We start from the raw sequence: 15476 nt of genomic DNA on the forward strand, positions 1-15476 counted from the left end.
TAATATGTTCAAAATGAGAAAATATGAAAAAAACCTTTCCAAGCACCTAAATTATTAATATGTAACCTTTAGCATAATACAACAATGACAAGCATATATTCAAATAAAACATGTTAAAGGAGAATGATGTAAATGTTAAAAGTGGACAAGCAATCAAACTCAAGCTTAAAAATGAAAGAATTAATGTTTAATGAAGAATTATTTGAAGCAACTGTAGAAAAATTTACATCTGTTATCTTTTTCATTTTAATAGGGTTAGGCATACCTTTTATGATTCATATAATTCTACAATTATTGTAGAATATCCTCTCTCAATTTGTTTTCTTTTCTGAAAATTTATTTAAATTTTTTAAAACAAGATCCATCACGATTTTATATTCCTCATCTTGAAAAATAGAATATAGAACAGCATAATCATTATATATATCTAATAGCCCATCTATAATTTCTAATTTCGTTGTCTTATTTCTATTTTTATTAAAATCATTCATTGAACGAAGCTTTTCTAAATCTAATTTTGTAATCCCATTTTTATCATTTCTAAGTTTTTTTAGAATTGTATTTGCAGTTTGTGCTGTCGCAATTAAGGTTAAATCAGTCTCATCTGCTTCTAACCATTCACCATCTGTTATACGGGCAAGTTCATAGATTGTGTCTTCCCAAGCATCATTTTTATAACGCCAAACCTCTGTACGATAACCAACAATACGAAAAATCTCTTTTTCATATCCATTCACCTGAACTAAATCCCCAAAAGAAAATGAATAATTTACCTCAATCCACTCTTTTTCAAGTTTTTTGCCATCATATTCATTCAGAAGCTGAAGAGTATTTTCAACATACAAACCATCATGATTATTCACTTCGTAAACAAATATGCCGTCCATCAGTTTGATATTTGTAATCTTACCGACAGTCCCATATAACGTTATCACGACAATATCATCTACGTTATATTTAGGTTGTTTTTTCTTTGTCATCCTCTTTAACCTCCTTTTACATCCGTCGTGGCTCATACGTTTTTACTGTATACTATGCAAAAGCACAATAATTGTCTGTCATTTTCCAATCAAATAAAAAAAGGGAATAGCCTATTTTGAAAAGTGGAAGCGACTAGCTCTGCCCCGACAAGCATAAGGCGAAGATCAGTGAAAGTTGCTTTTTAACTTTCATGAGATTTGACTTATGACTCGCGGGGCAAGTCGCTGGGACTAGACATTTGAAAAGTGGAGGCGACTGTTCAGCTCCGACAAGCATAAGGCGAAAGCGAAATTTAACCAAATAAAAAAGATACAACAATTGTTGTATCTTAATTTTCTTCTTCCTCATATAAATTCCAAGCTTGATCAAAGACGCTCATTGGCATGTTAAAAGTGCCGTCTAATTCTAAATATGAGCTAATTCCATCATAGTCAAATGCTTGTTTTGGAAAGGAGTGATCATTAAAAAGATGATCTGCAAATAATCCAATATCTGTTGGTACTTTATAGTTTCTATGTTTCATCATGTAATGGTAAAATGACTTTTTCATGATTTTCCCTCAATCGTTTCTCATATTTATAAATTAAAAATACTAGTTATATGACGAGAAGTCAAAATAATTTCTTTTTAATAATCTTGGTTGCTTCATTAATTCTTCAAATGAAACAGAAACTGGAAGTAATTCAGTAGAAATTAGTAATAATTGATCTTCTATTGTTTTTACTAGATCTTCTTTTTGATAAGTAAATTTACATTTTTCACAATAAAATGACGGAACATTCGTTATTGTGATTGCGCGGGAGCCATCAGGTAACTCCCAATGAACAACAGCTTTCAATTCTTCTAGATTATCCTCCTGACACCAGTCACATTTTAACGCATTATTCGTCATTCTTTTCACTTCCATCCATTTTTTGAATTTGAGCTTTAAATTTTTTTTCCTTTAGTTCATCTCGTTTTTCTCGTTTATTTTTTAAAGAACTATGTGTTGGGTCTTCCTGATACTGCTCTCTTTTTTTCATTCGATCTAAATCTTTTGGAATGAGACTTTGCACTTGATCTGTCATAATACTCGCAATCCCTACTTTAGCTGCCTTTTGTAAATAATCAGGATACACAAGTGAGAAATAATCTTCAGCTGTATCTTCTGTATAATTTTCTGGCTCTGGATATGAGGTAATGACTCCTTCAAAATTTCTTAAAACAGTTTTTTTACTACTTTGTGAAACAATATAATTTGGTTGAAGTGAAATTTTCCCACCGCCACCAGGGGCATCAACTACAAAAGTAGGTACTGCATAACCTGACGTATGGCCTCTTAATCCTTCAATTATTTCTAGTCCTTTTGCAACTGGTGCTCTAAAATGACCAATTCCTTCAGACAAATCACACTGATAAATATAATAAGGTCTCACACGAATTTTTACTAAATCGTGCATTAGTTTTTTCATGATCGGTACACTGTCATTTATGCCAGTAAGAATAACAGCTTGGTTTCCTACGGGAACACCTGCGTTTACTAACATTTCACATGCTTTTTTAGCTTCTTCCGTGATTTCAATGCTCGTATTAAAGTGAGTATTTAACCACACAGGATGATATTTTTTTAGAATTTCACATAAATTCTCAGTAATACGTTGAGGGAACACTACTGGTGCTCTAGTTCCAATTCTGATAATTTCAACATGCTCGATTGCTCTTAAATTTTTTAATATATACTCTAAAATATTGTCATTTATTAATAATCCATCTCCACCCGAAATAAGAACATCTCTTATTTCTGAATTTTGACGTATATAAGATATTGCATCATCAAGTTGTTTTTTTGGTACACCCATTCCGATCTGACCCGAAAAACGTCTTCTTGTACAGTAACGACAATACATAGAACATTGATTTGTTACTAAAAATAGAACGCGATCTGGATAACGATGAGTTAACCCAGGCACTGGACTATCATCATCTTCTCCAAGTGGATCCTCTGCATCATATTTCGTTTTATTTAACTCTTTTCCAATCGGAACAGATTGCATACGAATTGGACATCGTGGATCTGTTGGATTCATCAAAGACGCATAATAAGGTGTAATGTTTAAAGGAATGGTTTTTGTTGAAATTCTAACGCCTTCTTCTTCGTCCTTTGTTAAATCAATAACTTGTTTTAAGTCATCTAAAGTCCGCACAGTATTCGTAAGCTGCCAAAGCCAATCATTCCATTGTTCATCTGTTACATCTTTCCATAGAGGTATGTCTTTCCAATGCCTTTGTGGTTTATAAAGTTGATTTTTCACATAAGGTCCTCCTTTTAATCATTGTAGGACAGTCATTTAAAATTCAGAAGATTACTAGTTATATACCTACTTATTTATATGCATTTTATAAATAGAAGGTGAAAGGGCTCTACTAACTATAAGGGAATAGTAAAAGTAAAAAACGAAACCGACTAACGATTTGTTAGTCGGTTCCTGTGGCTGACGCTCAATGTTTTTTAGTATTTTACAAATGTTGCACCGATGATAATTAACAGAATAAATAAAACTACGATTAACGCGAATCCTCCGCCGCATCCACCGCAAGCGCCACCATAATATGGAGAATAACCTTTCATGAGTATTGCCTCCTTCACATAGGTAATGAGATAGTACACTTATAACTTATGTAATTTCCCCAATTTTGTTCTAGACAGATGCCCAATTTAGATATGAGTCTAGTTTCAATCGTAAGTAATTTACCTCATTTACAAATACAGACAGTGACTCTAAAAGAAAAAAGACTCTTTCTAGGAGTCTTTTTTCTAATCTAATTATGGATAAATAAAGGGATAAATTGAAAAGTGTTTACATTAAATAAACCTTTAGTTGTAATTTTGATGCTTGGTATGACTGGTAAAGCAAGAAATGATAATGTTAAAAATGCATTAAAATTATTATTTGGACGAATCTGCAATAGTGCATTTTCGATTAAATTTAATCCATGTTCGACTTCTTCAGCTGAATTTAGACTAATCAATCCACCAATTGGTAGTGATAATTTAGCTAGTATTTGTCCGTTTGCGACAACTACTATTCCACCATTCATTTCCTTTACAGTTTTGACTGCCAAGTACATATCTTCATCGTTCATTCCAGCAACAATCAATTGATGTGAATCATGTGCAATCGTAGTTGCAATCGCACCTTCCCTTAAATTTAAACCTTTAACGATGCCTAATCCAATTTCTTTTTCAGAATGGTACCGGTCAATAACAGCGATTTTACATAAATTTTCTTTTACACTAGCAGTAAATTGTTGATCATCAGCGTTTGCTATTTTTTCCACTATATGGCTAGTTACAATACTTTTTGGATTGATTTCAATGATGTTTGCGTAACTCATTCCATCACAACTAATCATAAAATCTTCTAATCTAATATCACCTAAACTTATGGATGTAGAAATATGATTTTTAGTTTCTTTTTGTACAGTTGACTCGATTAATTTCTGGTTTGAAACGATAAATTGATCTTTGATCCACACATCAGTAATGTCCACTTTTTCTATATCATTTATGAAAACAAAATTGGCTTCATAACCTGGTGCAATCGCACCTTTCTGTTTAAGGCCATAGCATTGAGCGGGATTAAAAGTTGCCATAGCGTAAGCAGTAATAGGTGAAATTCCAAATGCGATTGCTGTACGAATACAAAAATCAATTGAACCTTCTTTATAAAGATCATCTAAATGCTTGTCATCTGTACAATACATAATCCGGTTTGAATTATTTTCATTGACTGCAGGTAGTAAATCAATTAAATTTCTCGCTGCAGAACCTTCTCTTAGTGCAACATACATCCCTGCACGAAGTCTAGCTAATACTTCATTTACAGTTGTGCATTCATGATCTGTTAGGATTCCACTATAAGCATACGTATTGATTTCATTCTTACCGAGGCCAGCTAAATGACCATCAATCGGTTTTTGATATTTATAAGCTAATTGAATTTTATCCATCATTTGTTTTTCCATTGACATGACTGAAGGATAATCCATTACTTCGGCTAAACCAAGTACTCTAGGGTGCTTCATAAACGCCTCTAAATGTTCAGCATATAAAACTGCTCCACCACGTTCTAGTGATGTTGCAGGAACACACGAAGGTAACATAACTCTAACATCAAGTGGTAAATTTTCAGATTCATCTAGCATAAATTGAATCCCTTCAACACCTGATACGTTTGCTATTTCATGTGGATCTGTGATAACTGTTGTCACACCATGCGGCAAGATTGTTCTAGCATATTCTCTAGGTGTAACCATTGAAGATTCTATATGAACATGTGAGTCGATGAAACCTGGAGAAATGTATTTCCCTTTCGCATCAATGACTACTTTTCCTTCATAATCACCAATACCCACAATAATCCCGTTTGTCACAGCTATAGATTCCTCAATAATTTCTTTTGTAAAAACATTCAGAATTTTTCCGTTAATAATTAAAAAATCCGCTTTTTCAGCTTTTATAGAAGCTTTCATTTCATGTAAGTTCATTTTACTCCTCCTAAAATTAGGAGAGAATATGTTATGTCATATCTCTCGTAGTCAAACTATGCGGCAGTTTGGTAGAAACTCTTGGACCGTTTATTTCCAAAATTATACGAGCGCATTAAGAAACACCTAAAAACAATCAGTGTAAGAACTTAATTAGCCTATATTTAGTTGTCTGTAAAAAACTATATTAAAAGTATTCTATTAAATTATGACTATAAAAATCAATGACTATTTTCATAAAGAAAAATAAAAAATAATTCATAATTTTCTCGTTATTGAATACGATTTTACATGCGAGGGCTATAAAGGGAGGTATCATTTTGAAGGAAGGAAAACAGAATGAAAATGATTCACTGAATTCATTAAAAAACGTCCAATCTTCTGACTTTCATCATCTTCTAACTAACTTTTTACATCAATATTATGAAAAACAAAGCAATTTTGTTCAAAAAATTAACGCTATTACGCTTCAGAAAATTGAAGATATTAATATGGAGAAAATAAAACAAAAATCGTTTGCTAGATTTTTGAATGTCGTTCCAACTATGTCTACATTTCATATCTTTCTTGATGGATTGCAAATTACAGATTTATCTTATAAAAACGCTTCAAATTATTTTGAACTTTCTTCAGGGAACCATCAAATTGACATATATGATTCGAATAATTTAACTCAACCTTTACAGACTGAAACACTTCTTCTTGAAAAAACTCGTTATTACACTATTGCACTGACATATCAATTAAACCAGTTAAGCATTTTACAAATAGTTGATGACCCATATTTACCAATGAATGAAACAAAAATTCGTTTTACTCACCTTGCTAACATAGCTCCTCAACTTGATTTAGCAGTTAAACAAGGTGAAGGTGATGTTGTCTTTTCAAATGTTTCTTACAAAGAAACATCTGACTATCTTTCATTAACACCTATGACAGTCAATTTGGAACTTCGATTATCGGGAACAAAGTCAATCCTCTATCCTTTATATAAATCAACATTTCAAAAAAATAAGATTTATGATATTATCTCAATCGGATTGATGAATGAGGATACAGCATTTGAGGTATTGATGTTAAAATAAAAAAACTCGGTTATATAACCGAGTTTTTTATGGTCTCTTTGGTAGTGTTATGTAAAATGTGGTCCATTGATCATCTGATAAGCATTTTATTTCGCCTTCATGTTTTTCGATTATTTGCTTGCATACAAATAAACCAATACCTGTACCATGATTTTTTGTGGTTACAAATGGTTCAAATATCGTTAATATATTTTCCTCGTTTATTTTAGGACCATTGTTACGAATTTGAATGACAACTTTATCTCCAATATCTGCTACTTGATATTGGATAATTTTTTGACCTTTATTTTCGGACAGCGCATCAATTGAATTCATAAAAATGTTTAATAATACTTGACGCAATTCATTTCTGAAGCCTGGTATATAAATAGTTTGTGTTAAACCTTCTTGTAAGACCACATTTGAATTCACAATACTTGGATATAGAAATTCTGTGATATCTTTGAAAAGATCGTTAATCAAGAAGTATTCTACAACCTGATCATGTTCTTTTTTGGAAACATGAAGAAATTGATCAATTCTAAAGTTCAATTGATGTAATTCATGATCTATAATATCTAAATATTTTAATTGTGGATGATCTACTCGTAAGAGTTTCACAAAACCAATGATTGATGTGAGCGGATTCCTAAACTCATGTACAAAACTAGCTGACATTTGCCCTAGAATTGTTAGTCTTTCCTTATGTGTCTCATCGATAAATTGTTTTTTTCTTCAATGTCCTGAGTTATTATGTATGAATATCTTTTGACAGTATAATATATAAATTGATCAAATACATAATTGATTTTATCAATTAAAGGTTGTACTTCTCCAATATTCTCACCAAAGGCGGATAAATGTTTGAATAATTCACTTCTACCTAAATTCGAATTATATACAAATTCTCCTATGTTCGCGATTGCTTGCGCTCGTTCTTCAGCAATTTTAAAAGCCAAATCTTGAATTTGTGCTTCATCGATCTTTTCTTCTAAATATAATAAAGTGAAATCAATCAATTTTGTTCCATTAATGATAATTTCAGATTTAAAAGGATCATGATCGCTAATCAACGCTTCTGAGACCCAATTTTTAACTAGCGTAGGCATGTTGTCTTTAATAAAAGAACTATACCTACTTTCGATTGTCATATCAATAAGGAACACCTCCAAGTAAATACATTATTAATTAAATAGTAACAAATTTTTAAAAATTCGTTAAGTAAAAATTACAAAAAATGTCGAATTAGTAATATGGTTGTATTCTTATGCGACAATATTACATTTTTTTTTAATATATCACTGATTTTATCATACTTTATAACCATTAAATATATACAAAATTGTCAATAATGAGCAAGGAAGAATACGATACAATTAGATACAATAAAGAAAAGAAAGAAGGAAGGGTTAAAAAAATGGCTGGAAATAATGTTGAAGATTATTTGATAAAAGGAATTTATGGTGAAAAGCAAATAAAAATTGAAGAACGAAATGTTTTTTTAGGTACCATTCGAGAAAGAGTCGAGATCGCACTTACAACAAGCCAAGTAATGGCAAATTCGATTTATTCTCAAATTGAGGTTAATTTCTCAAATAAGAGTCTAACTTTATTATTGAATGGCACTCTTCCATACACAGCTATTTCAAAATATATTAAATTAGCTAAAAAAACAAACCTTCCCTTCTCTCTCGTTAATAATTTACCAACTCCAACTCCGATAGGATTAGTTCTTGCACATAAAAATGCGGTTGATAAAAATGAAATTTTCATTAAGGACGAATTATATCATTCAACGCAGTTTTAATATTACGGTACGTGAAATTTATTATCAGAATAAACAAAAAGCGCAATAGATTTAATTAATCAGTTGCGCTATTTTCATTTGTTTGTTGATTTTTAATAGTATCTTTCGTTATTTCTATCGATTTAATATAATGTCCGTCTATTTTAAGAATTTTAAATGTATAAGGATGAACTTTTATTGTATCCCCTTCTTGCACTTCGAAATTCTCAGTTAAGATCCAGCCACCAATTGTATCAACATCTGTATCATCAATATCTAAATTAAATACATCGTTTACTTCACTGATTAGAACTTTACCTGCTATAGTATATTTATTTTCATTTACTTTAAAAATCTCTTCTTTTTCATCTACATCAAATTCATCTCGAATTTCACCGACAATTTCTTCTAGTATGTCTTCTACTGTTACTAATCCAGAAGTTCCACCATATTCATCAACGAGAATTGACATATGAATATGCTCTCTTTGCATTTTGACAAGTAAGTCATGCACTGAAATTGACTCAATCACTTGAATTATGGGTCTAATATACTGTTCGAGCGTTTTTACTTCAGGTTCACCTTTATGTAATACGAAATCAGTAAAAACGTCTTTAAAATTAATGAGTCCAATAACATGATCTTTATCGCCATCAACAACTGGAAATCGCGTGTACTTTTCTAAACTCATAAATTGAATATTTTCATGAAAAGGAACTTTCATATCAATTGCAACCATCTCTGTTCTTGGAACCATTATCTCTTTGGCAACACGCATATTAAAATCGAAAATATTATTTACATATTTATATTCGGATGAATTAATTTCACCACTCTCATAGCTTTCAGAGAGTAAAATTCTTAATTCTTCCTCTGAATGAGCTACTTCATGCTCACTTGCAGGCGGAATTCCGAATAATTTCAAGACAAGTCTTGCTGAATTATTGAATAGCCAAATGAATGGATACGTAATTTTATAAAATAAAATCAATGGTGGTGCAAATAGTAAAATTACTTCCTCTGCTTTTTGGATGGCGACAGTTTTTGGAGCCAACTCTCCCACCACAACATGAATAAAAGTAATGAATCCAAACGCAATTAAAAAAGTTATTGTTTCACTTACTGTTGCAGGAAGATTTAATTGATCAATCACCGGATGTAATAATTTATCAATCGTAGGTTCACCTAACCAACCTAAACCTAAACTAGTAACTGTAATGCCTAATTGACATGCAGATAAATATTCATCAAGATGAGAAATCACTCTTTTTACTGCTTGCGCTTTTTTATTTCCTTCACCTATTAATTGATCAATTCGTGAACTACGAATTCTAACAATCGCAAATTCAGATGCCACAAAAAAAGCAGTAAAGGCAATTAATAAAACAACTAATAATAATTTAGTACCTATATCCGACAACTATTTCATCCCTCCAATTGGAAGTAGAAAACACTCTTCTTACAACTTATTTTATTACAGGTTTAACTTAGTATATTCAGATATAGGACTTGTTATCAAAATTTTTTGTAGCTTCAAATTTCGACCATTCATTTCATAATGTACGTATTATAAGAACTTTTGACGAGCAGGCACTAGTTTTGTCAATTGTGAAGGACATTTTAAGTACAAAAAGAATGTTAAGTATATAAACCATTTAGAGGAGGAACGAAAATGTATACAACTTCTCAAGTAGCTGAGCAGCTTCAATTAACTAATAAAAAAGTTTTATTATTTTCAAAAAAAGGGAAGCTTAATGTAGAGAAATCGTCTAATGGTACGTATTTATTCACAGAAGATCAAATGATGCAAATAAAAGAAATTTACGAAGCTTCAATCCAGCCTATTGAACCAAAACAAAATGATCTAGTTAACACATCACACATCATTGAATTAAGTCAAAAATTAGAAAAAATAGAAGAAAAACTTGAAACTAAAGCAAATGAAGTCGTTTCAGTTCAAATTTTAGAACACCGTAGAGAAATTGAAGATTTAAAAAAATTAGTTAGTAAGCTTGGAGACGAAGTACTTCAATTAAATGAAAACATTAGTACATTAAAAACGGAATTAGAAGATCAAAAGAAGATTGTTGCATTTAAGCCGAAAAAAAGATTTGCAATTTTATCAATTTTTGGTGTGTAATGATTGAATTTGCAACAAATCTTTACTTGTATATAGTTTTTAATATTTTAAAACGTAGGAGAACGTCTTCTACGTTTTTTTACATACTTCTGGATTCAGTTGGTGAAAATAATTTTTAGGATGAAAGGAGGAATAACAATGAACAAAAATGCTCGTCAATACACAGAGGATGCAACTTCAGCTTTAAAACATGCGGTAGAAAATCTACAGTCAGCACTTGAAACAGTTGAAAAACCACATAATCATGAATTAATTGAACAAGCACTTCAGGCATGTCAAAATGCGTACAATCATACAAACAGTACTGCATCAGTGCTTGCACAAGAATAAGGTAATGCAAAAAAACTCAGGTTCATAAACCTGAGTTCTTTTTTACTTATCATAATACATTAAAATTTCTTTAAACTCATTTGAGTATTTTAATAATTTAATTGCATGTTTGATATCCAGTAAAAAAGGTACGGCAATAATATTTTCATTAATATCAAAGTATTCATCGATCGGCAATATTTTAAATCCGACACTCCTTGCAAACATGTACAATCTTTTATTAATCGTACCTATATACCAATCAGCATTCGTTTGGTTTGCATGGTCATAACAAGCTAATAAGATTTGTTTAAAAAACCCTTTCCCCCTATTTTCACGATTGATTAGTAATTTACTAATTTCATAGATTTCTTCGTTTTGAATATATTTAATATACTTATTATCTGTAAAATTATAATAATACTCGTTATTATTTTTATTATTTACATCATATTTATCAAATTCGATTGTCCCAATTAGTTTCTTCTCTGTATCACAGATTCCATATCGCATTACATCATTCGTTCTTTTTAAGAAAGGTATTTCGTTTTCTTCACAAAAATCTCCCCAAAGCTCATCAAATAATAAGTTCTCTTCTTTTGTATGAATAATACGAAACACAATAACCCCATCCTTGTATATAATTGTTAGATTAACAATTTATTAAAAAATCCCATTTTTAATATCTTAACAAAATATTCTAATATTTGTAAACGCATACATTTATATTTTTGTATAAATTTCACAATAAATTTACGATTGTCCGATTAATGATCTCTAATAATTCTTTTTCACCGATTAGCTCATAATGATCCTCACCTTTTTTCTTTGGATAAAACTGAATATATGTTCCACATCCAGCTTCTAGAACCTTTCGGTGAACATTACTGCCAGGATATAAACAAATTACTTCTTGAATCGGTTTTCTGACATATGAAAGCTTGCCATTTACACGTTCTACATATTTTAAACCCCAATATTTATACATCTGTTCCATCGCTTTTGTATTTCCAACCGGTTGAAAAATATTAAACATAGGACTATATTTAATCTCAAAAATAATTGAACCTGCAAATTCAGCAGACTTTTTTTTATAAAAATCTAGTCGGATATCTGGTTTTTTTGACTCTTCTCCGCTAAAAAAATTAGTACCTTTTAATAATGAGACTTGAGGACTACCTTCAATAATCTCATTGTATACCAAATCTATAACCCAATCTTTATTTTCCAGCTTTACATTCGCTCCATCCATTAATTCATCATCTTTAATATGCATTAATATTTGTTCATCTAATGGGTCATTTGGATTATTAAATCCCATTTTTAAAAAGATAGAACAAATCGAGAAATAAACAAAATACTCATATAATAAAAAAGTTGGTTTATAAACTGGCAATAACATTTGTTTTTTTCCATATTCTTTCACTTTTTTATCAAATAAGCTTAATGAATGGATAAAATTTAAAAATACTTTGGAAGGACTTGTCGGATACTTCGAAGTGTGCGTGTCTGATGTAATTCGAAAAATACCAAGCGTATACTCTCTAAAATATACTTCATATAAACTTTCAAGTGATGATGTAATTCTATTTTTTTCCGTGACACTTATTTTTAATTTATCTAATTCCATTTCTTTTAATAATTTTGATTGACGATATTTTGCTTTTTCTCTTTCAGTGATTGATCCATTTCCTACTACATTTTGCATCATTTTTTCGATATCTTGGACTTGAAAATCGATTTGTTCCATTTTCTTTGTATCTTTCACCAACTCATATTTTACAAATGCTAATAATGTTTCAATGGTTAAAATGAATTTCCTTACTTTATTTTTTGCATATTTAATTTCATCTATATAGTTTTCCTCTAATAAAACAGGCTGCATTGTTAAATTAGTAGCATTCGATATGGCGGGATGCATCAAATTCCATCTTAAAGTAGTAAAATCGAGCTTTTTCACTTTTCTTTGTAATTCATATTCTTTTTTCTGTTTCCGCTTCAACTTGCTTTTAAACTGCTGTATTGCCACTAATAATCTTTCTTCATTTGCTTCAATAAACCGAATGATTGGCCAAAAATACATCGTACCATTTTGAGTTAAAGTTGCTGATGACTTTTTAAAATACTGTGAATCATTCATGATTCCGTTTATTTGTTGATTCAAATTTTCATGCATCCACTCTAGCTGGTCATATTCTAGATTCTTTGGGATAATTTTGACCATTCCAAAGTAACGTTGTTCCTGGTATTTAATACAAAACTCATAATATCCACATCTCCATGGATATGCATTTTCCGTTTTTCCATGTTCGTAAATTAAAATTTTTCTATTTTCATTTGTAAATATATATTGCTGATCATCTAAATTTTCCTGTTGAAAATGATATAAATTATTCCAAATAAATGTTACTTTTCCGTCAAATTCTCCTTCTATTTGGAAAAAAAATCGTTTTAATTCTTGGATCTCATACGTAAATAAATAGGCATCCTTAGATTTCGATGTTAATGTATTTAATTGTATTTTATCCTCTTTTCCTCTAGTTCCTATTCTAATTGACAATAAAAATGGTAAATAGATTGCTTCATTACTAATTTCTGTAACCGCAATGTTAGTTGACATATCCATCAATCTCCAATTGCTTTCTCTTCTTTTTCAGTTCATGAATGGAATGTTCAAAATCCGAAACTTTTCGTCCAAGGTTTGATTGCATTAATGAAATTAAAATTCCTTCTTGTTCATTATTTTCACCTGTTCCAATTAATTCCTCTAAGTTTGCCAGTAAGCCACGGACCTTCGTTAACACCCGCTGTTTGACAAATAGATCTATCGCTTCTTTTCTTTCAAATTGATTATGCGAAGGAAGATTTGGGATGTTAACTAAATAATTGGATAAATCTTTAATCATACGTGGTGAAATAATTCTTTCACTTAGTGACTGTTCAATTACATTATTAAACTCATCAAAAAAACTAAGTTCATCTTTTGTTAGTTCCAGAGAACTAGATGTATAATTTGTCCAGTCATTATATAATTCGGCGTTTATATAAACTTGTGGTACAGACTCATATATATTTTCTTGTTTCATTCTTTCATAATAATTAACGAATGAAGTTGATCGGAGTGAAATAATATTAACACGGTCAAGTAATCTTAATGAAAATTCACTCGAAGTTTCATCAAAATTTACTGTTCCAACAAATATAATATTGTTTCCTATTTTTACTTTTGGCTTATAGAATTGATTAATAACAACATTGTGATCATGAAATAAGGTGATGACTCGTTTTTCTATAGGCATTTCAAGAATCGAAAGAAATTTACTAAACCAATGCTCAATTTGAGATAAATTCATCTCATCAAATATGACCATATACATACGATGTGGGAATTGTTCTGCTTCAATTAGTAATTTTGTTAATCCAGTCTCTGAATCTATATATATTCCAGTTGATGGATTCAAATAGCCTAATAGATCATAATGTTCCCTGTAAGAAGGGGTGATTGGCACAAAAAGTAATTCCTTACTAAATTCTAGACCTAGTGTCTCTCCATAAATTCTTGCTAATTGTGACTTACCAGTTCCACTTACGCCACCTAATATGGTTAATGCTTGGAACTTACAGCAAATATGAAAATTAATAATATCTTTCTTTTCATATAATAATCCTTGTTGTAAACAATTTTGATAAAAGCGTTCAATAAATGCATTTTCACTTTGATCAATTGTCCATTCAATTGGAAATGTCTGCTTTTCTTGATAATCTTGTGTATAAATTAATTCTTTACATTCTTTTTTATAATTCTTTTTCAATTCTTCCCAATGTTTTTCCGGGATAAAATAGATTAAATGATTAGAATGGATAAACGAATTATTTAGTTCTTCTACCTCATATTCTTGGTAAGTAACTTGATTTTGTTTTTCTAAATAACTAATATCGTTCATCATAGACTTTAAAAATAGATTTCCATATAGTCTGTTGTCGTAATATACAAATTCTGGTTGATCGAAATCATTATAATACTTAGGCAAATGAATCGGTAAAGAGCCTTTAATCAGGCGATTTTCTACTTCTTCACGTTTTCCTTCACCTCGTAATTCAATAACCGGTAATAATGAATAAGTTGTGTCTCTCTTTCCGTCATAAAAGTCCACAATATCAACCGTAATGACTTCATTTGCATATTCAAGGCGAAACATAACTAGTTTTGTGTCAAAAATCTTCTTTAATCCTGCTATAATTTCATCTTTTTTCTTATTTTTAATGAGAGGCTTTATTTTACTTTCATTATTTTTATTTGCTGTTGTTCCTACAAAGAGTACTTCTTGTGTTGAAAAACTTACTTTTAATTTTTGTGGTATTGGTGATAAACATTCAACATAAAATCGGATATAATCCTCGTCTTCATAGTACAATAAAGTTTGCTTCTCATTATCTACTATTCTTTCAGTAACGATTTTTCCCAAAAATAAAAAGTTATGCATTTTTTTAGCTAATTTCTGGGTCAATGCGCGTTTTAATTTCAAGGTCATTTCCCCCACTTTCCGACATTCCTCATTCATTTTACGTTGCTTTCTCGTAATTTATGAATATTCACTTATTTTTCTATATTGATTGGCTTGTACTATAACTGATCATAAAATTTTATTAAAAAGGCAAATAATATTGC

Annotated in this window: 15 protein-coding genes, 1 pseudogene and 1 riboswitch; of the genes and pseudogenes, 5 read left to right on the forward strand and 11 right to left on the reverse strand. The window is 30.4% G+C overall.

Features of this window, described 5'->3' with window-relative positions:
* Window positions 1-132: 132 nt before the first annotated feature.
* Window positions 133-300 (forward strand): hypothetical protein, encoded by a 168-nt coding sequence (locus ABID96_RS11320; protein ID WP_158093123.1) that lies wholly within the window; start codon window positions 133-135, stop codon window positions 298-300.
* 11 nt (window positions 301-311) lie between these two features.
* Here the strand turns inward: ABID96_RS11320 and ABID96_RS11325 are convergent, their stop codons facing one another.
* The 6 genes from ABID96_RS11325 to ade all read right to left on the reverse strand — a co-directional run bounded on the left by ABID96_RS11325 (window position 312) and on the right by ade (window position 5508).
* Window positions 312-980, reverse strand: coding sequence for a hypothetical protein (locus ABID96_RS11325; protein WP_087997713.1), 669 nt, complete (start codon window positions 978-980; stop codon window positions 312-314).
* A 329-nt stretch (window positions 981-1309) separates the two neighbouring features.
* A complete protein-coding gene (locus ABID96_RS11330) occupies window positions 1310-1531 on the reverse strand; it encodes a YozE family protein (RefSeq protein ID WP_192602147.1) in 222 nt (73 codons plus the stop codon).
* Between the two features lie 42 nt (window positions 1532-1573).
* Window positions 1574-1873 (reverse strand): YokU family protein, encoded by a 300-nt coding sequence (locus tag ABID96_RS11335; protein WP_192602148.1) that lies wholly within the window; start codon window positions 1871-1873, stop codon window positions 1574-1576.
* Window positions 1863-3272 (reverse strand): lysine 2,3-aminomutase, encoded by a 1410-nt coding sequence (gene kamA, locus ABID96_RS11340; RefSeq protein WP_087999525.1) that lies wholly within the window; start codon window positions 3270-3272, stop codon window positions 1863-1865. Before kamA ends, ABID96_RS11335 begins: the two co-directional genes overlap by 11 nt.
* A 197-nt stretch (window positions 3273-3469) precedes the next feature.
* Complete coding sequence (locus ABID96_RS11345; protein WP_087999524.1) at window positions 3470-3589, reverse strand: YjcZ family sporulation protein; 120 nt, start codon at window positions 3587-3589, stop codon at window positions 3470-3472.
* 191 nt (window positions 3590-3780) lie between these two features.
* Window positions 3781-5508, reverse strand: coding sequence for an adenine deaminase (ade, locus tag ABID96_RS11350; RefSeq protein WP_192602149.1), 1728 nt, complete (start codon window positions 5506-5508; stop codon window positions 3781-3783).
* A 28-nt stretch (window positions 5509-5536) separates the two neighbouring features.
* Window positions 5537-5638, reverse strand: a riboswitch (purine riboswitch).
* Between the two features lie 190 nt (window positions 5639-5828).
* Here ade and ABID96_RS11355 point away from each other — a divergent pair.
* On the forward strand, window positions 5829-6593 hold the full coding sequence (locus ABID96_RS11355; RefSeq protein WP_192602150.1) for a DUF4397 domain-containing protein: 765 nt from the start codon (window positions 5829-5831) through the stop codon (window positions 6591-6593).
* A 27-nt stretch (window positions 6594-6620) separates the two neighbouring features.
* Here ABID96_RS11355 and ABID96_RS11360 read toward each other — a convergent pair.
* A pseudogene (locus ABID96_RS11360) lies at window positions 6621-7723 on the reverse strand (histidine kinase N-terminal domain-containing protein).
* A gap of 266 nt (window positions 7724-7989) precedes the next feature.
* On the opposite strand from ABID96_RS11360, the gene ABID96_RS11365 reads away from it, so the two are divergent.
* On the forward strand, window positions 7990-8379 hold the full coding sequence (locus tag ABID96_RS11365) for a DUF1694 domain-containing protein (protein ID WP_192602151.1): 390 nt from the start codon (window positions 7990-7992) through the stop codon (window positions 8377-8379).
* Between the two features lie 55 nt (window positions 8380-8434).
* On the opposite strand, the gene ABID96_RS11370 is transcribed toward ABID96_RS11365, so the two are convergent.
* A complete protein-coding gene (locus ABID96_RS11370) occupies window positions 8435-9778 on the reverse strand; it encodes a hemolysin family protein (RefSeq protein WP_377896866.1) in 1344 nt (447 codons plus the stop codon).
* A gap of 252 nt (window positions 9779-10030) precedes the next feature.
* On the opposite strand from ABID96_RS11370, the gene ABID96_RS11375 reads away from it, so the two are divergent.
* Together ABID96_RS11375 and ABID96_RS11380 are read left to right on the forward strand one after the other, a co-directional pair.
* Entirely contained in the window at window positions 10031-10498 is a 468-nt protein-coding gene (locus ABID96_RS11375; RefSeq protein ID WP_192602152.1) for a MerR family transcriptional regulator, read from the forward strand.
* 138 nt (window positions 10499-10636) lie between these two features.
* Window positions 10637-10828: a hypothetical protein gene (locus ABID96_RS11380; RefSeq protein WP_192602153.1), complete on the forward strand. Its 192-nt coding sequence runs from the start codon at window positions 10637-10639 to the stop codon at window positions 10826-10828.
* Between the two features lie 42 nt (window positions 10829-10870).
* Here the strand turns inward: ABID96_RS11380 and ABID96_RS11385 are convergent, their stop codons facing one another.
* The 3 genes from ABID96_RS11385 to ABID96_RS11395 all read right to left on the reverse strand — a co-directional run bounded on the left by ABID96_RS11385 (window position 10871) and on the right by ABID96_RS11395 (window position 15333).
* A complete protein-coding gene (locus tag ABID96_RS11385) occupies window positions 10871-11428 on the reverse strand; it encodes a hypothetical protein (RefSeq protein WP_087999517.1) in 558 nt (185 codons plus the stop codon).
* Window positions 11429-11549: 121 nt separating this feature from the next.
* The gene (locus ABID96_RS11390; RefSeq protein ID WP_192602154.1) at window positions 11550-13427 is read right to left on the reverse strand and encodes a hypothetical protein; all 1878 of its coding nucleotides are present in this window, start codon (window positions 13425-13427) and stop codon (window positions 11550-11552) included.
* Window positions 13417-15333 (reverse strand): hypothetical protein, encoded by a 1917-nt coding sequence (locus ABID96_RS11395; RefSeq protein WP_192602155.1) that lies wholly within the window; start codon window positions 15331-15333, stop codon window positions 13417-13419. The genes ABID96_RS11390 and ABID96_RS11395 overlap by 11 nt, the downstream gene beginning before the upstream one ends.
* Window positions 15334-15476 lie beyond the last annotated feature (143 nt).

Source organism: Gottfriedia sp. OAE603, assembly GCF_040543965.1.
Classification (GTDB): Bacteria; Bacillota; Bacilli; order Bacillales; family Bacillaceae_G; genus Gottfriedia; species Gottfriedia solisilvae.

Coding starts and splice junctions, on each gene's coding strand:
- ade (WP_192602149.1), bottom strand. CDS start 5,508: ATGAACTTACATGAAATGAAAGCTTCTATAAAAGCTGAAAAAGCGGAT.
- ABID96_RS11365 (WP_192602151.1), top strand. CDS start 7,990: ATGGCTGGAAATAATGTTGAAGATTATTTGATAAAAGGAATTTATGGT.
- ABID96_RS11325 (WP_087997713.1), bottom strand. CDS start 980: ATGACAAAGAAAAAACAACCTAAATATAACGTAGATGATATTGTCGTG.
- ABID96_RS11335 (WP_192602148.1), bottom strand. CDS start 1,873: ATGACGAATAATGCGTTAAAATGTGACTGGTGTCAGGAGGATAATCTA.
- ABID96_RS11345 (WP_087999524.1), bottom strand. CDS start 3,589: ATGAAAGGTTATTCTCCATATTATGGTGGCGCTTGCGGTGGATGCGGC.
- ABID96_RS11320 (WP_158093123.1), top strand. CDS start 133: ATGTTAAAAGTGGACAAGCAATCAAACTCAAGCTTAAAAATGAAAGAA.
- ABID96_RS11380 (WP_192602153.1), top strand. CDS start 10,637: ATGAACAAAAATGCTCGTCAATACACAGAGGATGCAACTTCAGCTTTA.
- ABID96_RS11390 (WP_192602154.1), bottom strand. CDS start 13,427: ATGTCAACTAACATTGCGGTTACAGAAATTAGTAATGAAGCAATCTAT.
- ABID96_RS11375 (WP_192602152.1), top strand. CDS start 10,031: ATGTATACAACTTCTCAAGTAGCTGAGCAGCTTCAATTAACTAATAAA.
- ABID96_RS11330 (WP_192602147.1), bottom strand. CDS start 1,531: ATGAAAAAGTCATTTTACCATTACATGATGAAACATAGAAACTATAAA.